This is a genomic window from Porphyrobacter sp. HT-58-2 (assembly GCF_002952215.1).
Taxonomy (GTDB): Bacteria; Pseudomonadota; Alphaproteobacteria; order Sphingomonadales; family Sphingomonadaceae; genus Erythrobacter.
Window position 1 is genome coordinate 1 of record NZ_CP022600.1, and the last position, 26,331, is coordinate 26,331.

Genomic DNA, 26,331 nt, shown 5'->3' on the forward strand with positions numbered 1-26,331 from the left:
CGAGCGGTCGCGCTCAGCAGGCGGTACGTGAATTGGGGATGAGCTTGTGCACAGGACTGACAAGGCCCGGACCGGCGGGCGCCAAGCAGATGAACATTTGATGGAAGATTCCGAAGCCGTGAACCTCGCTGCCGATTGGGCGGATATCAGTCAGGGCCTGCGCAAGGATCTGGGCCATCAGTTGCACAGCCAGTGGATCAAGCCGATCCAGCTCGGCGCGCTGAGCCGTGATTGCGGGACGCTTGACCTCTATCTCCCGACGGAATTCTCGGCGAACTGGGTGCGTGATCGCTTCCATGATCGGCTGCAACTGGCCTGGAGCATCGCGCGCAGCGAAGTGCGCAAGGTCAACATCATGGTGCACCCGGGTCGCCGCCAGTTGCCCGACCTGCGGCTCGACGATGGCCGTCGCCCGGCCAATGACGGCGCGAGCGCAATTGCCATGGCGGCCGGCAGTCTGGGTGATGCGACCTTCACATCCTCGGTCGGGCTCGATCCGTCGCTGACCTTTGCCGCCTTCGTGACGGGTGAAGCCAATATCCTTGCCTGCAATGCGGCGCAGCGCATGGCGGCGCTGGAACAGCCGCAGTTTTCGCCGCTCTACCTCAAGGCCGCGACGGGTCAGGGCAAGACCCACCTGCTGCACGCCATCGGTCACGGCTATCTGCAGGCCCACCCGCGCGCCCGCATCTTCTACTGTTCGGCCGAACGCTTCATGGTCGAATTCGTGCAGGCGCTGAAAACCAGCCAGACGATCGAATTCAAGGCGCGCCTGCGCTCCTTTGACCTGCTGCTGGTGGACGACATCCAGTTCATCATCGGCAAGGCGAGCGCGCAGGAAGAACTGCTCTACACGATCGATGCGCTGCTGGCCGAGGGCAAGCGGCTGGTCTTCGCCGCCGACCGCGCGCCCCAGGCGCTCGACGGGGTGGAACCGCGCCTCCTCTCGCGCCTTTCGATGGGCCTTGTCGCCGACATCCAGCCTGCCGACATCGAGCTGCGCAAGAAGATCCTGGTGTCCAAGCTCGTGCGCTTTTCCGCGATCACTGTGCCGGAGGATGTCGTCGATTTTCTTGCCCGCACCATCACCCGCAACGTGCGCGAGCTGGTCGGCGGTCTCAACAAGCTGATCGCCTATGCCCAGCTGACCGGGCAGGACGTTTCGCTGCAACTGGCCGAGGAACAGCTCACCGATATTCTGAGCGCCAACCGCCGCCGGATCACCATCGACGAGATCCAGCGCACGGTCTGCCAGTTCTACCGTATCGACCGTGCGGAGATGAGCTCCAAGCGCCGCGCCCGCGCGGTGGTGCGCCCGCGTCAGGTGGCGATGTATCTCTCCAAGGTGCTCACCCCGCGTTCCTACCCCGAAATCGGGCGCAAGTTCGGCGGACGTGACCACTCCACGGTGATCCACGCGGTGCGCCTGATCGAGGACCTGCGTCAGCGCGACGCCGACATGGACGGCGACGTGCGCAGCCTGTTGCGTCAGCTCGAAAGCTGACCCTCAGGACGGTTAATTCGCACATAGTTTCCGCAGCGCTTTCACAAGCCTGTCGACAGGCCTATCCACAGGCGTGTCGACAGGCGCTCAACAGGCTGTAAACAGCCTTTCCATGCCTTCTGCGCCACTTTCTCCCGCCCGGCTTGACCGCTTTGCGCGCCACATCGTCCTGCCCGAAGTGGGCGGCGCGGGGCAGGTAAAGCTTGCTGCATCGAAGGTCGCGATCATCGGCCTCGGCGGGATCGGCTCGCCCGCGCTGCAATATCTTGCGGCAAGCGGCGTCGGGCGGCTGGCGCTGGTCGATGATGATGTGGTCGATGTCAGCAACCTTCAGCGCCAGACAATCTTCACCCAGCGTGACGTCGGTTACGGCAAGGCAGTGTCGGCCCGGCGCTGGCTGGCGAATTTCGATGACAGCTTGCACGTCGACGTGTCCGACGCGCGCATCACACCCGATAACGCGGCAAGCCTGATTTCAGGCGCCGACGTGGTGCTCGACGGCACCGACAATTTCGCCACCCGGCTTGCCGTGTCCGATGCCTGCGTCGCGGCGGGCATCCCGCTGCTGTCGGCTGCCGTGGGCCGGTTTCAGGGGCAAGTCGCGGCCTTTGCCGGGCACCTGCCCGATCAGGCCTGCTACCGCTGCTTTGTCGGCGATGCCTTCGACGCCGAGGACTGCGACACCTGCGCCGATGACGGGATGCTGGGCGCGATGGCGGGATGGGTCGGCAGTTTTGCCGCGATGCAGGCGATCAAGGTGCTGCTGGCGGGGGTCAGCGGGCTCGGCGATCCCGGCTGGGGCCGGCTCCACATTCTCGATGGCCTCGCCCCGGGAATGCGCACGATCCGGATTGCGAAGGATGCAGCCTGCAAGCGGTGTGGGACCAACTGATGGCGACGCCTGATGTTGATCGTCTCGGAGATGTCTTGCGAGACTATGCCGCGCTCTATCTCGGTCGCCGCTGTCTCACGCTGGAACCGCGTGTCGAACTGCGCGGGTTCTGGGAGTTCAACACCAATATCCAGAACGCGGATGAACCTGGCTGCTACTTCCTTTTTGATGCCAACGATAAGCTGCTCTATGCTGGCAAGGCCTCGATGCGCAGCAGCATAGGTGCGCGGGTTGATGCCCATTTCTCATGGGACGGAGAGGAACTTCGCCCGGTAAATTCAGCGTGGCGTTCGGCTCCCGTCTACCTGCGCACTGTTGTGGTTTCAAACCCGTGGGAGGCAGCTTCACTAGAAGAGTACATCATCCATCATCTGAACCCGCCATTCAACGTGGCCGGTCGGTCGAAGTGGTAACACCAAACAGAAAAGGCCGCTCCAACAAACTGGCTCACGCAGGGTTTAGCTAGATCAGTCCACTTCGAACCACTGCTTACGCTTGCGAGCAGCGTTGATCCTGTCGAGTTCCGAGGGGCGATCAGCTTCGGGATCGGGGCGGCAGGTGGTTGTGCTCCCCTCGGTCTCGCAGATCCGGCCCAGACTGTCGCGCCCTTCTTTGGGCGTGTCGAGGATCAGAAACAGCAACGCCGCGCCGCTTGGCAAAGCGGTGAGCAGCAGCGTCAGGCCGATCCAGAAGCGCAGGCCCCCGCCCACCCCCTGCCTGACCTTTTCAGGGAAAGGAGAGCCGGAGACAACAGCCTCACGCATGCCGCGCGCTCCGCCCATCATCACTCCGCCGCCGATCGTGGCCATCACGAAGGGGATCGCGAGCAACGCGATGAAGCTGTAGAACAGCATATGGCCGTCGAACCGGCAGCCGTTGACCAGGCAATCGCTCCAATAGAGCGCCAGATAGCCATAGGGCAGTGCCAGCAAGGCCAGCAGGATCATCATCCAGCGAGACATGGTCCAAGCCTATCGCAGCATGGTTAACGTCCCGTTTGCAGCACCTCGTTCACCCAACCCGGCACCACAATGCTCGCCGGACCGTGGCGCGATTCGTGGAAGAAGCGGCTGCCTTCGCTAGGTTCGAGGTTAAGTTCGAGCGTGCGCGCGCCGCTGCTGCGCGCTTCCTGCACAAAGCCTCCCGCCGGGTAGACCGCGCCGCTGGTGCCGATGCTCACGAACAGGTCGCAGGACTCCAGCGCCTGATAGATCCGGCCCATCTGATACGGCATCTCGCCGAACCACACCACGTCGGGGCGCAAGGTGGGCGCGCGGCAGACTGGGCACGGCGGGCGGTCGATCATGGTGCCAAGCCACGGCGATCGGGTCTCGCAGGAGGTGCAGAGCGCGCTTTTCAGCTCCCCATGCATATGCAGTACGCGGGTCGATCCGCCGCGTTCGTGCAGATCATCGACATTCTGGGTGACCAGCAGCAACTCGCCTGAAAATTCGCGTTCGAGCCGCGCCAACGCCTCATGCGCCGGGTTGGGCGCGACGTTGGTGAGCGCGGCGCGGCGCATGTCGTAAAAGTTCAGCACAAGGTCCGGGTTCCGGGCAAAGCCCTCGGGCGTGGCGACATCCTCAACCCGGTGCTGCTCCCACAGCCCTCCAGCGCTGCGAAAGGTGTCGATCCCGCTTTCGGCGGAAATCCCGGCTCCGGTAAGGATGACGATGCGTTCAATCTCTGCCATGAGACAATGAAGCATGAGGTTTAGAGGCAAGGCAATGGCACAGCTCAAATTCGGGGGCAGGTGTCGCAAGGCAATGGCACAGCTCAAATTCGGGGTGATCGGGCACAAGGGCCGCATGGGGCAGGCGCTGGAAACAGCGATCGAGGAGGCCGGACACGCCATGTGCGTCGGCGTCGATGCGGGGGGCAATATCGGGCCGCTGGCAGTGCAATGCGATGTGCTGGTGGATTTCTCCGCGCCCGATGCGCTGGCGGCGAATCTTGGTGCGGCCAAGGTCGCTGGCAAGCCGATCCTTGTCGGCACCACCGGCCTTGAAGAGCCGCATTTTGTGATGCTCGCCGAAGCCGCACGGGCCGTGCCGGTGCTGCAATCGGGCAATTTCTCGCTGGGCGTGACGCTGATGGCGCATCTGGTGCGCGAGGCGGCCGCAAGGCTTGGGCCGGACTGGGATATCGAGGTGCTGGAGATGCACCACCGCATGAAGGTCGACGCACCATCCGGCACGGCCAAACTGCTTGGCGAAGCGGCAGCGGCAGGGCGCGGCATCACACTGTCCGACAACATGGAAAGCGGCCGCCACGGCATGACCGGCGCGCGCCGTGCGGGCAATATCGGCTTTGCCACCCTGCGCGGCGGCACCGTGGCGGGCGAGCATAGCGTGATCTTCGCTGGCAGCGAGGAGCGCCTGACCCTGTCGCACTCGGCAGAGAACCGCATGATCTTTGCGCGCGGAGCGGTGCGGGCGGCGGGCTGGCTGACCGGGCAGAGCGCCGGGCGCTATACCATGAACGACATGCTCGGGCTGTAGGCGCGATGGAGGACGATTTCGACGCCCTCGCCTATTACCGCGAAACGGTCAGCGTGATGATCGCGGGCGGGTTCTTCAACGAGGACGATCTGGAAACCTACATCGCCGACATGGCTTTCGACCCCGAGGGCGCGCCCCATGCCAATGCCGTGCGCGATCATGCGCGGGCGGCGATGGAGACGAAGCGCAAGGCGGAGGCGGGCTGGCCTGCCGTCACCGACTGGGACCGCCTCGCCCGCGCCTTCGATGCGCTGGAGGCGGGCGGCATCCTGGCGCTCCACAATGCCGGCATGAGCACCAGCGATGCGCATGGCGACGCGTGGGATCTGATCAATCGCGATCCCAAGGGCGCATGGCGCGGCTTTGCCTTCTACCACGGGCAGGACGTGGAGCGGGCCGTGGCGGGAGACTCGCTGTTCATCGGCTTTGATGCGGTTGTCGAGGGGGCAGAAGCCAAGCGCGCAATCGGCGCCGCGATCGTCGCTGCCCTGACGGCAGAAGGCTTTGCCCCCAACTGGAACGGCGATCCCGAAACGCGGCTCGATGTGCCGGGGATCACGTGGCAGAAACGCACCGATTGGGTGCGCCCCTCAGGCCCTCCCGCCGCCGTCGGGAACGGCTTGTGGCGCAGGCTGCTGGGCTGAGACATGACCAAGGATCAGATCTTCGAATTCTTCCGCCGGTTGGCCGAGGACAATCCCTCGCCCCAGACCGAGCTGGAATATGGCAATGCCTATCAGCTGCTGGTCGCGGTGGCGCTGTCGGCGCAGGCGACCGATGTGGGCGTCAACAAGGCCACCCGCGCGCTGTTTCGCAAGGTGGAAACCCCGCAGCAGATGCTCGACCTCGGCGAAGAGGGGCTGAAGGATCACATCAAGACCATCGGCCTGTTCAATTCCAAGGCCAAGAATGTGATCGCGCTGTCGCAGATCCTCGTCGATGAACACGGCGGCGAAGTGCCGGACACGCGCGAGGCGCTGGTGAAGCTCCCCGGAGTTGGCCGCAAGACAGCAAACGTGGTGCTCAATTGCTGGTTCGGGCAGGAAACCTTCGCGGTCGACACCCACATCTTCCGGCTCGGCAACCGCACCGGCATGGCCAAGGGCAAGACCCCGGAGGCGGTCGAGGCCAAGCTCGAAAAGCGCGTGCCCCAGCCCTTCCGCCGCGATTCGCACCACTGGATGATCCTGCACGGCCGCTATGTGTGCAAGGCGCGCAGCCCCGAATGCTGGCGCTGCAAGGTCTCCGACCTGTGCAGCTTCCGCAAGAAAGTCACGGAGCCGCCAAAGGGGCGCATAGCCGAGGTTGCGGCAGGGGCGGATTAAGGCGAGGTTCAACCCCGTCGGCGATGATGCCTGCGCCTCAGACGGAGAAACCTGCCATGATCCTGCGCCTCCTCGCCCTTGCCGCCCTGCCTCTGATCGCGGCCGGTTGCGCCCCGGCTGACCCGGCAAAGCAGGCCGCCCGCAACGCCCGTGCGCTCGCCGCCGGGCCTGAGGCGAAGGTCAGCGGCGCGGCGCAGCGCTGCATCCCGCGCTCACAGATCCGCCAGACCATCGTGCGCAGCGAAAGAGTGATCGATTTCGAAATGCAGAGCGGCGCGGTGTTCCGGAATACCTTGCCCTCGACCTGCCCCGGCCTCGCCTTTGAACGGGCGATCACCTACGAAACCTCGATCGATCAGCTCTGCACGCCGCAGATTATCTATGTGCTGACCAATATCGGCGGCGTCCCGCAACGCGGCGCAGGCTGTTCCCTAGGAGAATTCGTGCCGGTCGAGTATGTCCGTCAGACCAAGGGCTGACGCAGACTAGATATCGTCGGCGCTGGCCAGTTCTGCCGTATCGAGCTCGCCCGTCAGGCTCGCCACTGTCACCGCCACAGCGGCATCGCCGGTGATGTTGGTGGTGGTGCGCATCATGTCCATGATCCGGTCGACCCCGGCCACAAAGGCAATGGTTTCCAGCGGCACGTTCACCGCGCTGAACACCAGCGCCATCATGATCAGCCCTGCACCCGGAATCCCTGCCGCGCCCACCGCGCCCAGCGTGCCGAGCAGCGCGATCATGCCGTAATCGCCCCATGACAGATCGACCCCGAAGATCTGCGCCCCGAACAGTGTCGCAAGGCCAAGATACATCGCGGTGCCGTTCATGTTGACAGTCGCGCCAAGGCTGATGACGAAGCTGGCGACCGAACGCGACACACCAAGGTTACGCTCGGCACAGCGCAGGGTGACGGGCAGCGTCGCGTTGGAACTGGCGGTGGAATAGCTCACCGCGATCGCATCGATCATGCCGCGGAAGAAACCGATCACCGGCACGCGGGCGACCAGCTTCAGCATCCCGCCATAAATCAGCGCGATGATCAGGAAACACCCGAGATAGTTGAGGAACACCAGCTTGCCGAGCGCCGCCAGCGCATCAAAGCCCAGCGTCCCTGCCACCCATGCCATCAGCGCAAAGACGCCGAACGGGGTCAGCTCCATCACGATCATCGTGACCTTCTGCATCACCACCGACCCGCTTTCGAAGATCTTCAGCGCAGGCTCACCTTCCTCCTTCGCCATCAGGATGCCGATCCCGATCAGGAGCGAGAACACGATCAGCGGCAGCACATTGACATCCGCCATCACCTTGACCGGGCTTTGCGGGATCATCCCCAGCAGCATCTCGCGCCAGCTGGTCTCTGTCGGCGCGGGCGGAGTACCCATCGTCAGCGCCGACGTATCGACGCCGAGGCCGGGCGCAACCAGCGTGCCGAGCGTCAGCCCCAGCCACACCGCCATCTGCCCCGTCACCACGAACAGCAGCATTGCCCGCCAGCCGACCGAACCGAGCTTGCGCAGATCGCCGATGCTGGCAACGCCGGCAACGAGGCTGAAGAAGATCAGCGGCACCACCAGCATCTTGATGAAGGCGACAAAGACATCACCGATGATCTTGATGCTTTCCGCCCCCGGCCCCCAAAGCCGCCCGACAATGATGCCGAGAACCAGTGCGGCGATGACACGCTGCCAAAGGGGGATGCGCAGCCAGACGCTCAAGTTACTGTCCTTCTTCCAGCGCCAGCGCCGCGCGCGCGATGCGGGCATAGATACGGGCAAGCGCGGCGAGATCGGGGATCGCCACCGCCTCGTCGCGCTTGTGCATCGTCGCGTTGCACAGGCCGAATTCGATGACCGGGCAAACAGCGCGCAGGAACCGCGCATCGGACGTGCCGCCAGTAGTGGAAAGCTCGGGCGTCACGCCGGTCTCAGCCTCGACCGCGGCGCTGACCAGCTTCGAAAACGCCCCCGGTTCGGTAAGGAAAGGTTCGCCCGAGACGATCGGCCGCGCCTTGCCGCCGTGCTTTTCGGCAATTGCCATAACCCGGTCTGACAGGCTCTTGCCGGTGTGCAGATCGTTGAACCGGATCGAGATGCGCGCCGCACCGCTTGCGGGAATGACGTTGTGCGCGCGGTTGCCCACATTGATGTCAGTGATTTCGAGATTGCTCGGCTGGAACCACTTTGTCCCTGTATCGAGCGTCAAGGAATCCAATTCGGATAAAATCCTGACAAGCTTGGGCAGCGGGTTATCCGCCAGATGCGGATAGGCGACATGGCCCTGCGTACCTTCGACATCGATGAAGATATTGACCGAGCCCCTGCGGCCGATCTTCACCATGTCGCCAAGGCGGTGAACGCTGGTAGGCTCGCCGACAAGGCAAAGGTCGGGCTCATGCCCTTGTGCCGCCATATAATCGATCAGCGCGCGGGTGCCGTGAAGCGCCGGGCCTTCTTCATCGCCGGTGATGATGAAGCTGATCGTGCCGGCATCGGCAGGCACGTCGGCAACGGCGGCGACCATCGCGGCAATGGCGCCCTTCATGTCCACCGCCCCGCGCCCGTGGAGCAGCTCACCGCGCTCCTGCGGTTCGAACGGATCGGACGTCCAGCCTTCTCCCGGCGGGACGACATCGAGGTGGCCCGCAAAGGCAAAGTGGCGAGAACCCGGCGGCCCGACCCGCACGGCAAACAGGTTTTCGACCGGAGCCTCGTCACTCCCTTCCGGCCCTTCCCCACGCATGAAGCGGTGGACGGCAAAGCCGAGCGGCGCGAGCATCGCCTCAAGTTCGGCGAACACCACTCCGGTCGCAGGCGTAACCGAAGGCGCTGCGATCAGGCGCTTGGCAAGGTCGAGAGGGTCGAGCATGGTCATGGCCTAGCAGGAGTTATCGCCAATGCCCAAGCGCGATTGTGACGTCATCCCCCGGCACTGGCCATGATCGATCCAGGAATCGACTGGGCCGGATTTTCGCTGGCGGTGCTGCTGGTCGAACTGACGCCGGGGCCAAACATGGCATGGATCGTCACGCTTACCCTGTCCGAGGGGCGGCGCGCGGGGCTTGGCGCGATTTCGGGCATTGCGCTGGGGCTTGCCGCCAATGCTGCGCTGAGCGTGGTTGCCGCCAGCCTCATCCTCGCACAAGGCCCGGCGCTGACGCAGGCGGTGTCGGTGCTGGCTGCTGCGATGATGGCATGGCTGGCGTGGGAAGCGTGGCGCGACACGGGGGTGAGCTCAACCGCCACCACGCCGCGCATGGGCAACCACCGTCACGCGCTGGCGGGGTTCATCATCAACCTCATCAACCCCAAGGCGGCGCTGTTCTTCATTACCGTGATGCCGCAATTCGTCCACAGCGGGCAGCCGAGCCTATCCCAGGGCCTGACGCTGGCGAGCCTCAACGTCACCATCGCCACCGCCGTCCACCTTGCGCTTGTGCTGGGGGCAGGCCGGGTGCGCGGCGTGCTGATGGCAGAGGCGCGGGCGCGGATCGTGCGGCGACTGCTCGCGCTGGCAATGCTGGGCGTGGCGGCGTGGTTCCTCGCCAAGGCCTTCGGTTAACGCCGCCGTTCCTCCACCGCGAGCGGCCCCGGCGCAAAGGCGCTTTCGAGCAGGTCAGCGATCCTGAGCCCAGCCTGCACCACCCTGCGCCGCGCGATCGGCACCCCGCGCTCGATATCCTCCTGGCTGAGCGCCGTTTCATCCGGCAGCGGCGCGGCGCAGACATCATCGGTGTCGAAGGCGGTCGGATAGACAAAGCTGCGCGCGATTTCCCAGCTTTCGCGCCCCCAGTCGTCCGGCGTTCCGCCCGCGAGTTCGGCACGCTCGGCGGCACTGTAACGCCGCGCGACCGGATCGGCCGGATCGCTGATGGCACGTTCAGCCAAGGGATTGTCCCAGATCGAATGGAGGTTCAGCCCCGGCTTGATCCCATAGGCGGCACGCCGGTCATTGCCGCCGCGATCCTCGTTGTCGCCCGAATGCAGCGGCATATGCACATCACCTGCAAAATGCACCATGAAGGCGAGCGCCTCCAGCCGTACGGCTGCGGGCAGGCGCTCATCGGCGAGCACGCGGTGCGCGCGGGTGATCTGAGCGGTCACGCAATTGCCACCCGAACAATTGGCGCGCGGGTTGAAGGGCTGGCAGACCGGAGCGGTGCGATAATGCCAGGCGGCAGTATAACCCCAGCGCCAGCCTTCACCGCGGATGCAATCGGCCCAGACTGCGGCATCCTGCAGCGTCTTGAGCGGGCAATCGGGCGTGCCGAGCTGCTTTTCATACTTCAGCAGCGCGCGGATCTTCGCCCGCACCTCAGGCGAAAGATTGGCCTCGGCAATGCTGGCGGTCTGGCGGTGGGCGTAGAAGCCCCACGCGCTTGCCGGGGTAGGCATCAGCACCAGCAGCGCCGCCAGCGCAGCGATCATGCGCCGCATCATCGCACCATCTCGAATTGTTCGATCACCCATTCCTCGTCCTCTGCTGAAGCGCTCCATTCGCGCATCCAGTCATGCTGGAGGATCGCATCCATATAGGTCTGCGCGAAACCCGGAACGCCGATCCCGTAAGTGACGAAGCGCGTCACCACCGGAGCATAGAAGATATCGGCCGCGCCAAAGGTTCCAAACAGATATGGCCCCGCGCTGCCGTGTCGCGCGCGGGCCTCGGCCCACAGGCCAAGGATGCGCACGATATCGTGCCGTGTCGCGTCGCTGATGCCGGGCAGTTCCACCCGGCGGCGGATGTTCATCGGCAATTCGCGGCGCAGGCTCTGATAGCCGGAGTGCATTTCCGCAACCATCGCCCGGGCCATACCCCGCGCCGGCTCCTCCTTGGGCCAGAAGCGCGCCCTTCCGACCTTGTCGGCCAGATATTCGAGGATCGCGAGGCTGTCCCACACCACGGTTTCGCCATCCCACAGGATCGGAACCTTGCCACTGGAGGGTTGCACTTCGCCCATGTCATGCTTCAGCCGGTCCCATTCCTCGCCCATGATCGGCACAGTCAGTTCCTCGAAATGGAGGCCCGACTGCTTGACCGCGAGCCAGCCGCGCAAGCTCCAGCTGGAATAGTTCTTGTTGCCGATGATGAGTTTCATGAGTCTGCGCTCCACCTGCGAGACGGTTTGTGGGCGCTCCCTAGGAATTCAGGCTTCCCCTGTCGAGGCTGAACGGGCTATCGCCGCGTCATCAAGGAGCCTTCGCCATGAACCTGCCCCCCTTTCACCTCGCCTTTCCTGTCGACGATCTGGCCGAAGCGCGCCGCTTTTATGGCGAGGTGATGGGCTGCGGCGAGGGGCGGTCGTCCGATGAATGGATCGATTTCGATTTCCACGGCCACCAGATCGTCGCCCACCTCGCGCCGGGGCGGGCGGGTGACCGGGCAAGCAACCATGTCGATGGCCACGGGGTGCCGGTGCCGCATTTCGGGCTGGTGCTGGCGATGGAACAGTGGGAGGCGTTGGCTGACAGGTTGCGCAACGGCGGTTGCCAGTTCGTGATCGAACCGACCATCCGCTTCAAGGGTCAACCGGGGGAGCAGGCCACGATGTTCCTGCGCGATCCATCGGGCAATGCTCTGGAATTCAAGGCCTTTGCTGACATCGGCAACCTGTTCGCCACCTGACATCATCTGCCCCATCAAACGGATACGCTGCGCAGAGCCGCGATCCGCAATCCAAAATGATGGCTAACCAAATGCTAACCATATGCCCGTATTTCCCCGGGTCATGGTCGCACATGCAAACATAAAACAGTTCCTGGTCATGGTGTTCGGATCGGCTGCATTGGCCGGTCTCGTCGCTCATGCCCCCGCCAACGCCGAGGGCGTGAGCGCCGGAACCCTGATCCGCAACACTGCCGTCGCCAGCTATGACGAAGGCGGGGTCGCGCGCAGCGTCAATTCGAACACCGTCACCGTTCGCGTGGACGAACTGCTCGACGTGACGCTGACCTCGCTCGATCCCGGCCCGGTCGCAGGGCGTCCCGGCGAAGCGGTACTGACCTTCGAACTCACCAATCAGGGCAACGGGCCGGAGGCATTCCGGCTGTTCGCCAATACTGCCGTTGCGGGCAATGATTTCGATTCGTCATTTCGCGCCATTGCAATCGATAGCAACGGCAACGGGATCTATGACGAGGGGATCGACGAGATCCTCGCCGAGCCGCAGACCACTGCCGATCTCGCGCCCGATCAACGCGTGACGCTGTTCGTGCTGGTCACCGTTCCGGACACCGCCACTGACAAGCAGACCAGCGCCGTAACGCTGACCGCCGAGGCGGTTACCGGCAGCGGCACGCCGGGCACACTCTTTGCCGGTGCCGGGGTCGATGGCGGTGATGCGATCGTCGGCACCACCGGCGCGCTGGCGATTGCGCGTGGCACGATCGTCAACGGCATCGCGAGCGTCGAACTGGTCAAGTCGGTGGTGCTGCGCGACCCGTTCGGCGGCACCAGCGCCGTGCCCGGCACGATCGCCACCTTCACCATCGAAGCGCGTGTAAGCGGCAGCGGATCGGTCGCCAACCTGCGTGTCACCGATGCCATTCCCGAAGGCACCACCTACGCTCCCGGCACTCTCGCGCTCGACGCGGTCACGCTGACCGATGCCGAGGACGGCGATGCCGGTTCGGCGTCTGGCACGGCGGGCGTCATCGTCAGCCTTGGGGACGTGGCCGCCGAAACAATCCGTCGCGTCACCTTCGATGTCGTTGTCAATTAACGCAATTTCACAAGATCAGAACAGGGGTCCAACCATGAAGTCGATCAACACTCTGATGCTCGCACTTGCTGCTGCCATCACCTTTACTGCGCCCGTCGCTGCCCAGGGCAATGCCAGCCCGATTGCGCTCAATGGCGACGTGAAGGCCGAAAAGATCGTCACCGACGCCGATGGCGCGGAACGCATCGAACTGGTCGAGCCGACCTCGATCGTGCCGGGCGACCGCCTGGTGTTCGGTACCGACTATGCCAATAACGGCGCGGATGCGGTGACCAACTTTGTCGTCACCAATCCCCTGCCCGCTGCCGTTCGCCTTGCGCCCGATGCCGATCCGGCGCTCGATGTGTCGGTCGACGGAGGCAAGACCTGGGGCGCGCTGGCCGCGCTGACCTTCACCAATTCCGACGGGACCACACGTCCCGCCGCCCATGCGGACGTGACTCATGTCCGCTGGGTGCTGGCGAGCATAGCCCCCGGCGCATCGGGGCGGCTCACCTATCCAGCCATCATCCGCTGACCAGCGGGAGATAACCGCCACGTCCTGCGGGCGGATTTGATCACGCGGGACACACGCACAGGACCAGACCAATGAAGACCACCAAGCAGTTGCTCGGTGCGGTGAGCGCGTGCGCGCTCATCGCGATGACGAGCGCCCCTGCCCTGGCCCAAGGGACCACCGCAGGCACCACCATCAGCAACACCGTGAACGTCACCTACAACGTCAACGGCATCACTCAGAACGCCGAGACCGCGACCGACGAATTCACCGTTGACCAGCGCGTCAACGTGACCGTTACCAATGTCGGCGCGGCCACCAGTGTCACGCCGGGTTCGACCGAACAGGCGATCGCGTTTGACGTCACGAACCTGTCAAACAGCAGCGTCGATCTTGAACTGACGACCGCTCTAAATGCAGGGACAGCTGCAAACATCAGCAATATCCGCATCTTCCTCGACACCAATGGCGACCGGGTGCTGGATGCGGCAGAACTGGCCGCAGGGCCGATCACCTTCCTTGATGAAGTCGGCTCGTCTGCAACCGGCGTCACCACCGCCGTGATCGTCATCGCCGACTTTGGCCTCAATGCAATCAACGACGATCAGTTCGACATTGCACTGACTGCCAATGCCCATGCCGCTGGCGGCGCGGGCTCGCTGGGTGCCGAGCTGGTCGAATCCGCCACCAACACCAGCGGTATCGACACCGTGCTGTTTGATGGTCAGGGTGCCACCGACAGCGTGCGCGACGGTGCCTTCTCGGCCATCGGCACCTACACCGTGGCCGGTGCGGTCGTGGATGTCGCCAAGTCGAGCCGCGTGGTGAGCGACCCGGTCAACGGGACGAACAACCCCAAGGCAATTCCGGGCGCGACGATCGAATATTGCATCACCGTGGCCAACGCTGCCAGTGCTTCAACCGCGACCGATGTCAACGTGACCGACGATCTGCCCTTCGAGGTGATCTATGACAGCGCATTCGGCATCTTCGTCGATGGCGATGCCAACTGTGCCAACGGCACGGCGGGCGGCAACTTTGTCGCGGGCGCGGGCGCTGGCGGCGCTGACCGGGTGACGGGCGACCTCAGCGACGTTGCTGGCGGCGAGACCCGCTCGCTCTATTTCCGGGTCGTGATCGACTAACCCGATCCGGATCCAGGTCTTGCGTGTTTCCCCCTCCTTGCGGCGCGTCGCGGCAGCACTCCTTGCGGTGCTGCTGCCTCTCGGCGTGCCGCAGGAGGGGGCATCCGCACAGACGAACAATGACGGCGCGGCGGTGCGCAGCATCACCAACATCGCCGAAGCCACATGGGATGCTGACGGCTCGCGCCGCCGGATTTCGAGCAATCCGGTGCGGTTCGACGTCAGCACCCTCCCTGCAGCCCCGCCAGTGATCCAGGTATTCCGCCGTTCGCCCGGCACCGGCGCGGAGCTGGTCTATATCGAACCGCGCTGCAGCACTGTGCCCAATCAGGCGCAGCTGCGCAGCGACCTTGTCACCGCCAGCCTAGCGCCGGCGGGTGGCCCGATTTCCACCACCGCTACGGCCCGCGTCGTCCCGACCAGCCAGCTGCGCGGGGGCGAGCCGATGTTCTTCGAAATCACCGCCGCCGGTGCCAACCGTGATCCAGGCGCAGTTGACAGCATGACCGTAGTGCTGACCACGCTCGAAGGCGACCACGAGACGATCACCGTTTTCGAAACCGCGGCCAATAGCGGCGTATTTGCCGGATCGATCGACACAATGCGCATCCCCCCGCCGTTGGTGCAGGAAGATTGCCGCATCAGCGTGGGCAGCGAAACGCGCATCACCATCGCCGCCATGCGCCCCGACGAAAGCGGTATACTCGTCCAGACCGAAGTCGCCGTGCTGGTCGATCCTTTCGGCGTCGTGTTCGACAGCGAAACCGGCGAGCCGGTCGATGGTGCGCGCGTGGCACTCGTCAATGCCGACACCGGCGCCCCTGCAACCGTCTTTGCCGAGGATGGCGTCACCGCATGGCCTTCCAGCATGATTTCCGGTCAGGCCGTGACCGACGGTAGCGGACGCAGCGTCATGATGGGGCCGGGCGAGTTCTGGTTCCCGCTCACCACACAGGGTCGCTTCCGGCTCGTCGTGACACCGCCCGATCCCTACACCGCGCCATCTGCCGCCCCGCGCGACGTGCTCGCCCGCATCACTCGGCCCGATGGCCGACCCTATGTCATTCGCGACGGATCTTTCGGCGATATCTTCGTGCTCGACGATCCCGCGCCTTTCGAAGTCGATATCCCGGTCGACCGGCCGAGCCTTGATCTCGGCCTCGCCAAGACCGCTTCGCGCACCACCGCCGCTCCCGGCGACGTGGTGTTCTATGCCGTTACTGTCCGCAATCCCGATCCGGCACGGGTCAAGCGCGCCGTGACGCTGACCGACACGCCTTCGCGCTGGCTGCGGCTGCGGCGCGACACGATCCGCATCAACGGCGCACCTGCTCCGCAGGCTGTCACGATCTCGCCCGATGGCCGGGTGCTGACCATCGCACTGGGCGATCTTGCCGCCGGCGCCTCGGCCCGCGTGACCTATGCCATGACCGTACGCCCCGATGCGCCTCCGGGCCGGGTGCTCAACGATGCGCAGGTGACCGATTCGCTCGGTCGCCTGTCACGCGCCAGCGCCGCAGTGGATCTGCGGCGCGATGGCATCGCCGACCGCATGACCATCATCGGGCGCATCACGGCCGGCGACTGCACCCTGCCCGAACGCGAACGCAGCGGGATCGCGGGCGTGCGGATCATGCTGGAAGACGGCAGCTTCGCCGTCACCGATGCCGACGGGCGTTATCACTTCGAAGGCGTCGTCCCCGGCACCCACGTCGTGCAGGTTTCGCGCATGACCCTGCCCGATGGGGCGCGGATGATCGATTGCTCGCGCTCGACCCGCAATGCCGGAAGCGCCTTCTCGCGGCTCGCGATCGGTCAGGGCGGAAGCCTGGTGGTCGCCGATTTCCACGCTGTGCTGCCCGCCGGTACGACGGCTGCGCCCGCGCCTGTGGCACCTGCCAGTCCCACAGAGAAAGCCCCGGCCACTCCCGTCGAACCCGCCGCGGCGCCGACCGATTTTCTGATGCTGGGCGATGGCGAGGACGGCTTCCTTGCCCCCGCCCCCGATGCCAACCCGCGCGCGCCTGCGGTCCGCGTGGTGATCCGCCACCGCCGCGGCCAGAGCGTTGAGCTGCTGGTTGATGGCAAGCCGGTCGATCCGCTCGCCTTCGATGGCACACAGACCCCGGAAAAAGGCAAATACGCAATCAGCCAGTGGCGCGGCGTGCCGCTGATCAACGAACGCACCATGCTCGAAGCGCGTATCATCAACAGCTATGGCGAAGTCTCGAAGACCTTCACGCGTGAGGTGTTCTTCACCCGCACACCGGCCAAGGTCGAATTCCTGCCTGCGCAATCGAACCTTGTCGCCGATGGCCGCACGCGCCCGGTGGTGACGATCCGCGTACTCGACCGCAACGGCCGTCCCCTGCGCGAAGGTATATCGGGCAATTTCACTCTCAACGCTCCCTATCAGAGCGCCGAGCAGATCGACCGCCAGCAGCTCAACCAGCTTACCGGAATGACCCCGATGGCCGCGCGCTGGGTGGTCGAGGGCGAGGACGGCATCGCCCGGATCGAACTCGCCCCCACCATGGTCAGTGGCTCGCTGCGGCTCGATTTCGCGTTCAACGATGGCGAGATCACCCGCCGTCAAGAGCTTGAGGCGTGGATCGAGCCGGGTGATATCGAATGGACGATCATCGGCCTTGTCGAAGGCACGCTGGGCGCGCGTTCGGTGGCGGACAATATGGAGCGCGCCGGGCAGTTCGACAGCGATCTGGGCGATGATGCGCGCGTTGCGCTTTATGCCAAGGGCCGGGTGCTGGGCAAATATCTGCTCACACTCGCCTATGACAGCGCCCGCCAGCGCGAAGACCAGCGCGTGCTCGGCGCGCTTGATCCGACCGCCTATTACACCGTGTTCGGCGATGCTTCCGCCCGCCAGTTCGACGCCGCCACTCGCGAAAAGCTGTATGTCCGCATCGAAACCTCGACCTTCTACGCGCTCTATGGAGATTTCCAGACCGCCTTCAACCAGACGCGGCTTGCCAATTACAACCGCACCGCAACCGGTGTGAAGGCCGAGGCACGCGTCGGACAGATCAAGGCGCAGGGCTTTGCCGCAGAGATTGCCAGCCGGTTCCAGCGTCAGGAAATCCAGGGTCAGGGCATCTCCGGCCCCTACAGCCTCGCCAGCCGCCGCATCCTGCCCAATTCGGAACGTGTGACGATCGAAGTGCGCGACCGGTTCCGCCCCGAGCTGATCATCTCGACCCGCGCGCTGACCCGCTTTGCCGATTACGACATTGATCTGCTGTCAGGCACGATCCGCTTCGCTGCGCCCGTGCTGAGCCGGGATGAAAACCTCAACCCGCAATTCATCGTCATCGAGTTCGAAACTGACGGCGCGGGCGAGGCGGAGCTCAACGCCGGGGTGCGCGCCGACTGGACCAGTGCGAATGGCAAGCTTCGCATCGGTGCCAGCGCAATCACCGATGCCGGAATCGAAGGGGCAAGCGGCCAGACGCAGCGCACCGATATCGGAGCCGTCGATCTGCTCGCCCGTATCGGTGACAGCACCGAGATTCGCGCCGAACTGGGTGTCAGCCGCCGCGAGGGCGAGGCTGCGACTGGCTGGCTGGTCGAAGCCCAGCACCAGACCGCCATCCTCGACCTGCTCGCCTATGCCCGTCAGATCGACGGTGATTATGGAATCGGTCAGCAGAACGCGGCAGAACGTGGCCGTCGCAAGATCGGGGTCGATGGCAGGGTGCTGCTCAGCCAGCAGCTCAATTTCACTGGCAGCCTGTGGCAGGATGAGGGCCTTGTCGACCAGACCCGCCGCCGCGCCGCCCAAGGCCAGTTCGTGCTGACCCGCCAGAACACCGATCTCAGGCTGGGCCTCACCCATTTCAACGATCGCCTCGCCGATGGCAGCAACGCAACCTCGACCGTGCTGGAAGCAGGCGCGACCCAGCGGCTGATGGGCAACAAGCTGGAACTGTCGGCTGGCACCGCGATCGCGCTGGGCAAGAGCGAAAGCCTGGATCTTCCCGCACGCCACCGTCTGGGACTGCGCTATGCGATCACGCAGGACGTGCGCCTTGTCGGCACCTACGAGCTGGCCGATGGCGAAAATCTGAAGGCGCGGCAGCTGCGCGCGCGGGATCGAGGTTGCCCCCTGGCAGGGCGGGCAGATCGTCACGACCCTCGGGCAGGAGACCATTGGCGAGAACGGCAACCGCAGCTTTGCCGCCTTCGGCCTGTCGCAGACCCTTCAGATCAGCCAGACGCTGACGGTCGATGCCACAGTGGATAGCAACCGCACCATTGGCGGCAATCCGGGAACAGCAGGCGTCATCAACCCGGCCCAGCCGCCTGCCAGCGGCGGCCAGCTGACCGGTGGGTTGTTGTTCGAGGATTTCACCGCTGTGACCTTCGGCGCGGCGTGGCGCAAGGATCGCTGGAGCATCACGGCGCGCGGCGAAGTGCGCGATGGCGAGATGGCCGACCGCAAGGGCGCCCAGTTTGGCGCAATCCGTCAGCTTGGCGAAGGCAGCTTGGTCGGTTCCGGGATCACCTGGACATTGTCGGAAGCCGCAGGCGGCGCCAAGGCCGAAATCCTTGATGCCAGCATCGCCTTTGCCCACCGCCCCGACGCTTCCCCGCTCGCCATGCTGGGCCGGGTGGAGTTTCGGTCAGACCGGATAACCGGCGGCGTCGCAGGCGAAATCGGCGGAGCTGGAGGCGCTGGGCGCACCGCCCTGGTGGTCGACGGCGATGCCACCGCCCGCCGTCTGGTGGCCAGCCTGTCAGCCAATTTCTCACCGCGCGGCCAGGTCGAAGGTGCCGAAGTCCGCCGTCACGAATTCGGCCTCTTCCTCGGCGCGCGGCACAATCTCGACCGCTTCGAAGGCACCGAGTTTTCCGGCACGTCGGTGCTGGTCGGGGCTGACGCGCGCATCGGGATCGGCGAGAAATTCGAACTCGGCGCGAGCGCCACGGTTCGTTCCAACGTCACCGACAAGGCCACCAGCTTTGCCTATGGCCCGACCATCGGCGTGACCCCGGTCAAGGGGATGCTGGTAACGGTGGGCTACAATATCGAAGGCTTCCGTGATGGCGATTTCGGCGCGGCGCGCAACAGCGACAAGGGGGTGTTCGCGGCGGTGCGGATGGCGTTTGATGCGGACAGCTTCAGCTTCCTCGGACTGGGGAGGTAAGCGATGCGCAACGCCTCCGCCAGCCGGTTTGCTAACCGCCTGTTTACCACGATTTCCTATGCCCGCAGCATGGTCGCTCGCATGTTTCCAATCCGCCAGGTGCTGGCCGCGCTGGTGCTGGCATGCGCAATGCTGTGGAGCCCGGCGGCTCAAGCGCAGAATTGCGGCCAGGCAGCCAGCCAGGGCAACGCTCCGGACAGCTGGGAGACCTATTGCTGGCTCAACCTTGCCAATTACAACGATGCCGCCGCGCGCACCGCAGCAGGGCAGAACCTCAGCTTCACCCTGCCGGACGGTTCGGTGCTGACCCTTAACGCGCGGGTGACAGGGACAAGCACCGCCTACAACGCCGTGACCGCGCCATCGTGGAGCGGCTCTGCAATCGGCAACACGGCCTTTATCGGCATTCCCGGTCGGCCCGTGCTCTACACCGCCAGCGCCGGCACACGCACCATCACGCTGTCGAACATCACCGTGACCCCGCCCGTAGGCGCGACTGCGACGATCTATTCCTTCGTCGTCGCCGATGCGGAGTCCAGCAACGATAATGAATCGCTGCGGATGTCGACCAATGGCGGCGCTTGGCAGCTGCTCGATTCAGTGTCGCCGATCAGCGGGTCGAACTTCCCCCAGATTGCAGGGGTCGGCACCGGCAACGTCGACATTACAGGACGCCCCGGCACGGTCGGCGCCTATATCCTGGGCAGCAACAGCCCGACGACAGTGACGGTCGAAACCCGGGCAGGCGGCCTGCAGGGCGTGATGTTCGCGATCCGCTTTGCCACGATCCGCCTGCAAGGCACCATCGCGGGTTCGCGGGTCAGCGGCGCCGATCAGTTCACCTATCAGATCGCCAGCACCCCGACCGGCGCGACGATCGCCAGCGGCAATTCCAGCGGATCGGGCAGCGGCCCGTTTTCAACCCCCGCTTTGAACATGGCCGCGGGCCTGCCACTGACGCTGCGGCTAGGCATGGCACCCGGAAGTGTCAATCCGCTGTCAGCCTATGCCGCGAGCCTGACCTGCGTGAACATCACCGGAGCTACGCGTGCTGGACTGCCGAACAATCTCGCCACGACGAGTGTGAATATCGGCCAGCTGCAATTCGGCGAGTTCCTGGTCTGCACCTTCACCACCGGGGCAGAGCCGCGGCTGAGGGTGCGCAAGGCGATGGGATCATCGCGGCGCTTTACCGGCGATCAGTTCACTGTAAGGATCATGGACGGCGAAACGGTAGTCGCATCCTCGACCACCTCGGGATCGAGCAGTTCGATCTCCAGCGGCACCGGCGACACCGGGCTGGTTCAGCTTGTCAGCGGCCAGACCTATCAGGTCGACGAAATCGCCGCTGGGACCGCCAACCTCGGCAATTACAACGCGGCGCTCGCCTGTTCCAATGCCACCAGCGGATCGAGCACCACGCTACCGACGTCCGTCGGCGGGGCAATCACCCTTCAACCGGGCGATACGATCACCTGCACCATCACCAACACCCGCCGGTCAATCGCGGTGCTGGTCGTGGAGAAATCGAGCGCCGTGATCTCCGACCCGGTCAATGGCACGGTCAATCCCAAGCTGATCCCCGGCGCGATCGTCGAATACAGCATCACGGTGCGCAATGTCGGCACCGGTCGGCCCGACACGGCCTCGATCACCATCCTCGACATCATGCCGCCCGAGATGGCCTTTGCGACCGAGACGCCGGTGACCTTCATCAACGGTTCGACGTCCAGTGGCCTTTCGACCTTCAACCCGGCAACGATGGTGCGCTTCACGGCCAGCCCGGGTGGAGCAGGCCCCTATACCTACAGTCCCGGCGGCGCGTTCGATCCCGCCGTGCGCGGCATCCGCATCATTCCGGCAGGCCGGATGAACGCCGCAAGCAGCGGCACCAGCCAGCCAAGCTTCACGATACGCTTTCGCGCACGAGTGGAATAGCGGAACGACTGCCGGGTGAGGCGAAACGGAAGGCCTAGCCCATCCAGCCTTCGCCCAGCGCATCGGCAACGACCGCGGCGCGCAGGGCGGCAATGCCCATGCCTTTTTCGCTGCTGGTGAGGTGCAGTTCGGGATAGGCGGCAACATGCTTGCGGATTTCAGCGGCGGTCGCTGCGGCGACCTTGTCGAGTTCGCTCGCCTTGATCTTGTCGGTCTTGGTAAGGACCACGCGGTAGCCGACGGCGGCTTCGTCGAGCATCTTCATCATCGCCCGGTCAACATCCTTCAACCCATGGCGGCTGTCGACCAGCACCAGCGTGCGCGCAAGCACAGCTCGGCCGCGCAGGTAGGAGTTCACCAGCGCCTTCCACTTTTCGACCACCTTCACCGGCGCCTTGGCAAAGCCGTAGCCGGGCATGTCGACCAGCCGGAACAGCGGCAGCGCGCCTTCTTCCTCGGGCCTGCCGACGTCAAAGAAGTTCAATTCCTGCGTGCGCCCCGGCGTCACCGAAGCGCGGGCAATCGCCTTGCGCCCGGTCAGTGCATTGAGCAGCGATGACTTGCCCACGTTCGACCGCCCGCAAAAGGCGATCTCCGGCACCACCGGATCAGGCAGGAATTGCAGTTGCGGCGCGGAACGCAGGAAGTCGACCGGCCCGGAAAAGAGCTTCGATGCCGCGTCCTCGCGGGCCTGCTGTTCAATCTCGTCCATCGGGGCTCAGGTCTTCGCCTGGTCCGCCGCTGCATTCGCCGCCTTCAGCTGCGGATGCCTGGAATAGAGATAGCTCTGCTGCGCCACGGTGAGGATGTTCGACGTCACCCAGTAAAGCAGCAGTCCCGCCGCAAAGGGCGCCATCACGAACATCAGGATCCACGGCATGATCGCGAACATTTGCTTCTGCACCGGGTCCATCGCGGTCGGGTTGAGGCGGAAGGTCAGCCACATGGTGATGCCGAGCAGCACAGCAAGCGGGCCAATCGCAAGGAAGCCCGGCACATCATAGGGCAGCAGGCCGAACAGGTTCAGGATATGCGCCGGATCTGGCACCGACAGATCCTTGATCCAGCCGAAGAACGGCTCGTGCCGCATCTCGATGGCAAGCACCAGCACCTTGTAAAGCGCAAAGAAGATCGGAATCTGGATCAGCAAGGGCAGGCACCCGGCCAGCGGGTTCACCTTTTCGTCCTTGTAGAGCTTCATCATCTCCTGCTGCTGACGCTGCTTGTCGTCCTTGAAGCGTTCCTGGATCTGCTTCATTTTCGGCTGGATCGCCTTCATCGCGGCCATCGAAGCGAACTGCTTCTGTGCGATCGGGAACATCAGCCCGCGGATGATGACGGTGAGCAGGATGATCGCCACGCCGAAATTGCCGGCAAGGCCGTTGAGCGTGCGCAGCAGCCACAGGATCGGCTTTTCGAAGATCTCGAACCAGCCCCAGCTGATTGCCTTGCCGAAATAGGTGATCCCGGCGTCTTCGTATTGATCAAGGATGCGGCTGTCCTTGGCCCCGGCGTAAAGGCGGGTCGCCTGATCCACACTGCCACCGACCGGAATGGTGCGCGCGGCATAGAGCAGATCGGCGCGGAACAAGGTGTCGCCGAGCGAACGGAAGCCGACGCTGTCCGTATCGCCTTTGCCCGGCACCAGCGCGCCCAGCCAGTACTGATCGGAAAAGCCCAGCCAGCTCGCCGCCCCTTCGGGTTTTTCGCCGCCGAGCTCGGCCAGTTCGGCATAGGAATGCGGGTCCCACAAGGTGCCTCCGAACACGCCCAGCGGCCCGGCATGGGCCACAAACTGATCGGGCGTGGCAAAGCGATCAGTACGCTTGATGAGGGCAAAGGGCTGGATGATCGCCGCTGCTGCGCTGCCGTTCGTGGCGCTCTGTTCCGCAGTGATCATGTAATCCTTGTCGACCGAAAAGCGCACCCGATAGGTGATGCCGCTGTCATCGGTGCGGGTCAGGGTAACGGGCGTTTCCGGCGTCAGCTTCGTACCGTCGGCCTGCCACAGCGCGTTCGAGGGCTGACGCACCCCGCCGGCAATGAAGCCGAATTCTGCAAAATACTGCCCCGGTGTGCCTTCCGGCGCGAACAGGCGCACGGGGCCGGAATCCTTTTTCAACGTCTCGCGGTAATCCTTGAGCACGATGTCGTCGATCCGCGCTCCGGCGAGGTTGATCGAGCCCGCCACCCGCGGCGTGTCGATCGCCACGCGGTTCGGGCTGGCGAGCGCCGCCTTGAGATCGACCTTGCGCGCGGCACCCTCAGCGCCGAGATCGCCCTTGGCCGCGGCAGCAGGTGCGTTGGCGGCAGACGGTGTCTCGGCATCCATCGGTGCGCTCAATGAAGCTTCGGGATAGAAATAGCGCATCCCCACGTCCCACCCGAGAATGAGCAGGCCCGAAAGCACGACAGCGAGCAGAAGATTGCGATTATCCAAGTGAAAGCCCCGAGAAATTACGACGACTGGTGTGTTATGGGGTTAAGGCGGTCCCGTTTAAACCCCTCAGGGGACGGGATCATATCCATGTCCGCCCCAGGGGTGGCAGCGCATTAGCCGCTTCGCCGCCATCCATCCACCCTTGAACGCACCATACTTGCCGATCGCCTCGATCGCGTACTGGCTGCACGAGGGCGCATAGCGGCACGTGGGCGGCAAAAGGCGTGAGGGGCCAAGCTGCCACAGCCTCGCGATGATGATGAGGATGTGCTTCACCTTTTCCTGCTCCCCTTTCTCGGGCGGCGTCCACCGGCCGGATCGCCGCGACCTTGCGCCGCCCGCGCGAGCGCTTGTTCAAGTTCGCCAGCCATGGTGTGAAAATCGCGCTCGATCCCGCCTGCGCGGCCGATCAGCACGTGATCGTGGTCAGGCAGGCCCTGCGTCGGCAGCGCCGCGCGCAGCAACTCGCGGAAGCGCCGCTTCATGCGGTTCCTGACCACGGCATTGCCGATCTTCTTGGTGACGGTGATCCCGTAGCGGATACCCTGCCCGTGATTGGGCCGGGTCAGCAGCACGAACCCGGGCCGCGCGTTGCGGATGCCGGAATTGGCGGCCACAAAATCGGCACGTTTGGTCAGGGTGCGGATCATGGGTTCGCCGATAACGCAAACGGGCTCCCGAAGGGAGCCCGCAAGGGCGACTGCCCGCCGCGGCTTATGCCGCGAAAGCCAAGCGGGCCGGATGGCCCGCGCCCGGCGCCTGAGGGCGCCAGAAAATTACGCGCAGAGCTTCTTGCGGCCGCGCGCACGGCGGGCGCGAAGCACCTTCTGGCCGCCAGGAGTGGCCTTGCGGGCGAAGAAACCGTGACGACGGGCGCGCACGAGGTTGCTGGGCTGGAAGGTACGCTTCATATCATCCTCGAAAAACTGACCGGCATGGAAAGGCCGGGGCTGCCGTATGGCAAGCCGCAAAACAGACCGGGGCCGTTATGGGAAAGCCGCCCCCGAGTCAAGCAGAGCCAAGCTGAAGGTCGCGTAGGCAAGCTGCGGAAACGACACGGGCTCGGCAGGGTCATCGTCCAACATGGGGCGCGCCGCGACGAGCGATGCATCCACGCCCTTGGACGTCGCCACTGCGATGACCGTCGCCGAACGGGCCAGCATGCGCTGAAAGCCGTCCGCCGCTTCGCCATGGTCAAGACAGCGCGCGGCTGGCGTGATCCAGCGCGCCATCTCCGCCCCCTCCAGCCACAGGGCGCCCGAATGGGGCACCGAATTGGTCATGGCATAGAACGCGCGGGCTTCCTCGGCAGTCATGCCCATTTCAGCATAGTAATCGAGATAGAGCCGGTTTTCCGGCGCATCGGGGGCGAAGTCGGCAGGCTCACGGCCCAGTGCGTCACGCCAGGAATGCACCGCGAACAGCGCGCCCGGATCGAGCGTCCGCCGGGTGCCGGCCAGAAATAGCTCGACCGCCCCCGAACGCGCCGAGCCGCCGGTGGGAACATGGGTGGCAAGGCCCGCCGCCCGGATCGCACGGCCCAGCCTGAGGTTAGCGAGATCATTGCTGGTGCCAGCCGCATCAGCGAATTCGAGCACCGCGATCCCAGGATAGGCCGCCAGCATCGCGGCAAAGGCATCAGGGCTGCCGGCATCGGTGGCACCGACCAGCGCGGCACGGGTTTCGTCAATGACACGGAACGGGCCAAAGCGCGCAATGGCTCCGGCCTCGGCTGCGCGCGCGGGCCGGGCGATGAAGCGCACCGGTTCTTCGATGACGGTCTGCGTCACCACCATCGCGCCGCTGCGCTCGACAGAGGTCGTCGTGGTGGCCGCAATGGCAGCGCGGGCAGGCGCGACAGGAGCATCCTCGATCTGCACCCACTGGCCGGTCGCCGGGTCCCATTCCTCGACCCAACTGAACGTGGCGACCACGCGTGCGCCCGATTGCGCTAGTGCCGCCGTGTGGGGCAGCAGCAGTGCAAGGGCAGCAAGAATGATGGCGATCACGCGGGACATGGCGATATCATCGCCCCGCGCCGCCTGCCAATTCGCCAAGATTTATGCTTTAAAAAAGCCTTAGGGCTCCCACCGAGGGCAGCGCGGCAATTGCTTCAGAATTGCGCCCCGGCATCCGGCGAACCGCTCGACAAGCCTCTCTGAAACCTGCACAATCAGCATTCTGGGGAAGGCAAGGGGGGT

27 protein-coding genes are annotated in these 26,331 nt (G+C 64.7%); 15 read left to right on the top strand and 12 right to left on the bottom strand.

Annotated elements, in window-relative coordinates; all coding sequences use genetic code 11:
• Window positions 1-100 precede the first annotated feature (100 nt).
• The 3 genes from dnaA (at window position 101) to CHX26_RS00015 (ending at window position 2,809) form a co-directional block, all read left to right on the top strand.
• Window positions 101-1,504, top strand: coding sequence for a chromosomal replication initiator protein DnaA (gene dnaA, locus CHX26_RS00005; protein ID WP_104943490.1), 1,404 nt, complete (start codon window positions 101-103; stop codon window positions 1,502-1,504).
• 112 nt (window positions 1,505-1,616) lie between these two features.
• Window positions 1,617-2,396, top strand: a complete 780-nt coding sequence (locus tag CHX26_RS00010; RefSeq protein WP_104940600.1) for a HesA/MoeB/ThiF family protein — start codon at window positions 1,617-1,619, stop codon at window positions 2,394-2,396.
• Complete coding sequence (locus CHX26_RS00015) at window positions 2,396-2,809, top strand: GIY-YIG nuclease family protein (protein WP_146107596.1); 414 nt, start codon at window positions 2,396-2,398, stop codon at window positions 2,807-2,809. Before CHX26_RS00010 ends, CHX26_RS00015 begins: the two co-directional genes overlap by 1 nt.
• 54 nt (window positions 2,810-2,863) lie before the next feature.
• Here the strand turns inward: CHX26_RS00015 and CHX26_RS00020 are convergent, their stop codons facing one another.
• Together CHX26_RS00020 and CHX26_RS00025 are read right to left on the bottom strand one after the other, a co-directional pair.
• Window positions 2,864-3,358: a hypothetical protein gene (locus CHX26_RS00020; RefSeq protein WP_146107597.1), complete on the bottom strand. Its 495-nt coding sequence runs from the start codon at window positions 3,356-3,358 to the stop codon at window positions 2,864-2,866.
• Between the two features lie 23 nt (window positions 3,359-3,381).
• A complete protein-coding gene (locus tag CHX26_RS00025) occupies window positions 3,382-4,089 on the bottom strand; it encodes an NAD-dependent deacylase (RefSeq protein ID WP_104940603.1) in 708 nt (235 codons plus the stop codon).
• 73 nt (window positions 4,090-4,162) lie between these two features.
• On the opposite strand from CHX26_RS00025, the gene dapB reads away from it, so the two are divergent.
• From dapB to CHX26_RS00045, 4 genes are read left to right on the top strand one after another with little or no spacing between them, the layout of a single operon-like run.
• Window positions 4,163-4,897: a 4-hydroxy-tetrahydrodipicolinate reductase gene (dapB, locus tag CHX26_RS00030; RefSeq protein WP_104940604.1), complete on the top strand. Its 735-nt coding sequence runs from the start codon at window positions 4,163-4,165 to the stop codon at window positions 4,895-4,897.
• Window positions 4,898-4,902: 5 nt separating this feature from the next.
• On the top strand, window positions 4,903-5,541 hold the full coding sequence (locus CHX26_RS00035) for a DUF6891 domain-containing protein (RefSeq protein WP_104940605.1): 639 nt from the start codon (window positions 4,903-4,905) through the stop codon (window positions 5,539-5,541).
• 3 nt (window positions 5,542-5,544) lie between these two features.
• A complete protein-coding gene (gene nth / locus CHX26_RS00040; RefSeq protein WP_104940606.1) occupies window positions 5,545-6,222 on the top strand; it encodes an endonuclease III in 678 nt (225 codons plus the stop codon).
• 56 nt (window positions 6,223-6,278) lie between these two features.
• Window positions 6,279-6,701 (top strand): hypothetical protein, encoded by a 423-nt coding sequence (locus CHX26_RS00045; protein ID WP_233997202.1) that lies wholly within the window; start codon window positions 6,279-6,281, stop codon window positions 6,699-6,701.
• Between the two features lie 6 nt (window positions 6,702-6,707).
• On the opposite strand, the gene CHX26_RS00050 is transcribed toward CHX26_RS00045, so the two are convergent.
• Both CHX26_RS00050 and dapE read right to left on the bottom strand, forming a co-directional pair.
• On the bottom strand, window positions 6,708-7,991 hold the full coding sequence (locus CHX26_RS00050) for a dicarboxylate/amino acid:cation symporter (protein WP_104940608.1): 1,284 nt from the start codon (window positions 7,989-7,991) through the stop codon (window positions 6,708-6,710).
• Window positions 7,945-9,093 carry a succinyl-diaminopimelate desuccinylase gene (gene dapE / locus CHX26_RS00055; RefSeq protein ID WP_104943149.1) on the bottom strand — a complete coding sequence of 383 codons (1,149 nt, stop codon included), beginning with the start codon at window positions 9,091-9,093 and terminating at the stop codon, window positions 7,945-7,947. The genes CHX26_RS00050 and dapE overlap by 47 nt, the downstream gene beginning before the upstream one ends.
• 69 nt (window positions 9,094-9,162) lie before the next feature.
• Here dapE and CHX26_RS00060 point away from each other — a divergent pair, with 69 nt between their 5' ends.
• On the top strand, window positions 9,163-9,786 hold the full coding sequence (locus CHX26_RS00060) for a LysE family translocator (RefSeq protein ID WP_104940609.1): 624 nt from the start codon (window positions 9,163-9,165) through the stop codon (window positions 9,784-9,786).
• Here the strand turns inward: CHX26_RS00060 and CHX26_RS00065 are convergent.
• Entirely contained in the window at window positions 9,783-10,694 is a 912-nt protein-coding gene (locus CHX26_RS00065) for a S1/P1 nuclease (protein ID WP_233997204.1), read from the bottom strand. The two genes, CHX26_RS00060 and CHX26_RS00065, sit on opposite strands and share 4 nt — an antisense overlap.
• Window positions 10,661-11,323, bottom strand: coding sequence for a glutathione S-transferase family protein (locus tag CHX26_RS00070; protein WP_104940610.1), 663 nt, complete (start codon window positions 11,321-11,323; stop codon window positions 10,661-10,663). The genes CHX26_RS00065 and CHX26_RS00070 overlap by 34 nt, the downstream gene beginning before the upstream one ends.
• A 107-nt stretch (window positions 11,324-11,430) precedes the next feature.
• Between CHX26_RS00070 and CHX26_RS00075 the strand changes: the two genes are divergently transcribed.
• The 7 genes from CHX26_RS00075 (at window position 11,431) to CHX26_RS00100 (ending at window position 21,690) form a co-directional block, all read left to right on the top strand.
• Window positions 11,431-11,850 carry a VOC family protein gene (locus tag CHX26_RS00075; protein WP_104940611.1) on the top strand — a complete coding sequence of 140 codons (420 nt, stop codon included), beginning with the start codon at window positions 11,431-11,433 and terminating at the stop codon, window positions 11,848-11,850.
• Window positions 11,851-11,989: 139 nt separating this feature from the next.
• Window positions 11,990-12,946: a hypothetical protein gene (locus CHX26_RS00080; RefSeq protein WP_172449615.1), complete on the top strand. Its 957-nt coding sequence runs from the start codon at window positions 11,990-11,992 to the stop codon at window positions 12,944-12,946.
• Between the two features lie 34 nt (window positions 12,947-12,980).
• Window positions 12,981-13,463, top strand: a complete 483-nt coding sequence (locus tag CHX26_RS00085; protein WP_104940613.1) for a hypothetical protein — start codon at window positions 12,981-12,983, stop codon at window positions 13,461-13,463.
• A 71-nt stretch (window positions 13,464-13,534) separates the two neighbouring features.
• Window positions 13,535-14,587 carry a DUF11 domain-containing protein gene (locus tag CHX26_RS00090; RefSeq protein WP_104940614.1) on the top strand — a complete coding sequence of 351 codons (1,053 nt, stop codon included), beginning with the start codon at window positions 13,535-13,537 and terminating at the stop codon, window positions 14,585-14,587.
• A gap of 67 nt (window positions 14,588-14,654) precedes the next feature.
• On the top strand, window positions 14,655-18,848 hold the full coding sequence (locus CHX26_RS00095) for a hypothetical protein (RefSeq protein WP_233997205.1): 4,194 nt from the start codon (window positions 14,655-14,657) through the stop codon (window positions 18,846-18,848).
• Window positions 18,841-19,752 carry a hypothetical protein gene (locus tag CHX26_RS16000; protein ID WP_233997206.1) on the top strand — a complete coding sequence of 304 codons (912 nt, stop codon included), beginning with the start codon at window positions 18,841-18,843 and terminating at the stop codon, window positions 19,750-19,752. Before CHX26_RS00095 ends, CHX26_RS16000 begins: the two co-directional genes overlap by 8 nt.
• Before the next feature lie 3 nt (window positions 19,753-19,755).
• Window positions 19,756-21,690, top strand: a complete 1,935-nt coding sequence (locus CHX26_RS00100) for a CshA/CshB family fibrillar adhesin-related protein (RefSeq protein WP_146107598.1) — start codon at window positions 19,756-19,758, stop codon at window positions 21,688-21,690.
• Between the two features lie 34 nt (window positions 21,691-21,724).
• On the opposite strand, the gene yihA is transcribed toward CHX26_RS00100, so the two are convergent.
• The 6 genes from yihA to CHX26_RS16175 form a co-directional block, all read right to left on the bottom strand.
• On the bottom strand, window positions 21,725-22,402 hold the full coding sequence (gene yihA, locus CHX26_RS00105) for a ribosome biogenesis GTP-binding protein YihA/YsxC (protein ID WP_104940616.1): 678 nt from the start codon (window positions 22,400-22,402) through the stop codon (window positions 21,725-21,727).
• A 6-nt stretch (window positions 22,403-22,408) separates the two neighbouring features.
• A complete protein-coding gene (gene yidC, locus CHX26_RS00110; protein WP_104940617.1) occupies window positions 22,409-24,130 on the bottom strand; it encodes a membrane protein insertase YidC in 1,722 nt (573 codons plus the stop codon).
• Window positions 24,131-24,196: 66 nt separating this feature from the next.
• Window positions 24,197-24,406: a membrane protein insertion efficiency factor YidD gene (gene yidD, locus CHX26_RS00115; RefSeq protein ID WP_104940618.1), complete on the bottom strand. Its 210-nt coding sequence runs from the start codon at window positions 24,404-24,406 to the stop codon at window positions 24,197-24,199.
• Window positions 24,403-24,780: a ribonuclease P protein component gene (rnpA, locus tag CHX26_RS00120; RefSeq protein ID WP_104940619.1), complete on the bottom strand. Its 378-nt coding sequence runs from the start codon at window positions 24,778-24,780 to the stop codon at window positions 24,403-24,405. The genes yidD and rnpA overlap by 4 nt, the downstream gene beginning before the upstream one ends.
• A gap of 126 nt (window positions 24,781-24,906) precedes the next feature.
• Window positions 24,907-25,041 carry a 50S ribosomal protein L34 gene (rpmH, locus tag CHX26_RS00125; RefSeq protein ID WP_026092078.1) on the bottom strand — a complete coding sequence of 45 codons (135 nt, stop codon included), beginning with the start codon at window positions 25,039-25,041 and terminating at the stop codon, window positions 24,907-24,909.
• 75 nt (window positions 25,042-25,116) lie between these two features.
• The gene (locus CHX26_RS16175; RefSeq protein WP_104940620.1) at window positions 25,117-26,187 is read right to left on the bottom strand and encodes a hypothetical protein; all 1,071 of its coding nucleotides are present in this window, start codon (window positions 26,185-26,187) and stop codon (window positions 25,117-25,119) included.
• Between the last annotated feature and the right edge of the window lie 144 nt (window positions 26,188-26,331).

Coding starts and splice junctions, on each gene's coding strand:
- CHX26_RS00010 (WP_104940600.1), top strand. CDS start 1,617: ATGCCTTCTGCGCCACTTTCTCCCGCCCGGCTTGACCGCTTTGCGCGC.
- rpmH (WP_026092078.1), bottom strand. CDS start 25,041: ATGAAGCGTACCTTCCAGCCCAGCAACCTCGTGCGCGCCCGTCGTCAC.
- yihA (WP_104940616.1), bottom strand. CDS start 22,402: ATGGACGAGATTGAACAGCAGGCCCGCGAGGACGCGGCATCGAAGCTC.
- CHX26_RS00075 (WP_104940611.1), top strand. CDS start 11,431: ATGAACCTGCCCCCCTTTCACCTCGCCTTTCCTGTCGACGATCTGGCC.
- nth (WP_104940606.1), top strand. CDS start 5,545: ATGACCAAGGATCAGATCTTCGAATTCTTCCGCCGGTTGGCCGAGGAC.
- CHX26_RS00085 (WP_104940613.1), top strand. CDS start 12,981: ATGAAGTCGATCAACACTCTGATGCTCGCACTTGCTGCTGCCATCACC.
- CHX26_RS00015 (WP_146107596.1), top strand. CDS start 2,396: ATGGCGACGCCTGATGTTGATCGTCTCGGAGATGTCTTGCGAGACTAT.
- CHX26_RS00070 (WP_104940610.1), bottom strand. CDS start 11,323: ATGAAACTCATCATCGGCAACAAGAACTATTCCAGCTGGAGCTTGCGC.
- CHX26_RS00090 (WP_104940614.1), top strand. CDS start 13,535: ATGAAGACCACCAAGCAGTTGCTCGGTGCGGTGAGCGCGTGCGCGCTC.
- CHX26_RS00080 (WP_172449615.1), top strand. CDS start 11,990: ATGGTGTTCGGATCGGCTGCATTGGCCGGTCTCGTCGCTCATGCCCCC.
- CHX26_RS00050 (WP_104940608.1), bottom strand. CDS start 7,991: ATGCCCGCATCGCGCGCGCGGCGCTGGCGCTGGAAGAAGGACAGTAAC.
- dnaA (WP_104943490.1), top strand. CDS start 101: ATGGAAGATTCCGAAGCCGTGAACCTCGCTGCCGATTGGGCGGATATC.
- CHX26_RS00025 (WP_104940603.1), bottom strand. CDS start 4,089: ATGGCAGAGATTGAACGCATCGTCATCCTTACCGGAGCCGGGATTTCC.
- CHX26_RS00035 (WP_104940605.1), top strand. CDS start 4,903: ATGGAGGACGATTTCGACGCCCTCGCCTATTACCGCGAAACGGTCAGC.
- dapE (WP_104943149.1), bottom strand. CDS start 9,093: ATGCTCGACCCTCTCGACCTTGCCAAGCGCCTGATCGCAGCGCCTTCG.
- CHX26_RS00045 (WP_233997202.1), top strand. CDS start 6,279: ATGATCCTGCGCCTCCTCGCCCTTGCCGCCCTGCCTCTGATCGCGGCC.
- dapB (WP_104940604.1), top strand. CDS start 4,163: ATGGCACAGCTCAAATTCGGGGTGATCGGGCACAAGGGCCGCATGGGG.
- CHX26_RS00020 (WP_146107597.1), bottom strand. CDS start 3,358: ATGTCTCGCTGGATGATGATCCTGCTGGCCTTGCTGGCACTGCCCTAT.
- CHX26_RS00060 (WP_104940609.1), top strand. CDS start 9,163: ATGATCGATCCAGGAATCGACTGGGCCGGATTTTCGCTGGCGGTGCTG.
- CHX26_RS00100 (WP_146107598.1), top strand. CDS start 19,756: ATGCGCAACGCCTCCGCCAGCCGGTTTGCTAACCGCCTGTTTACCACG.
- CHX26_RS00065 (WP_233997204.1), bottom strand. CDS start 10,694: ATGGGTGATCGAACAATTCGAGATGGTGCGATGATGCGGCGCATGATC.
- rnpA (WP_104940619.1), bottom strand. CDS start 24,780: ATGATCCGCACCCTGACCAAACGTGCCGATTTTGTGGCCGCCAATTCC.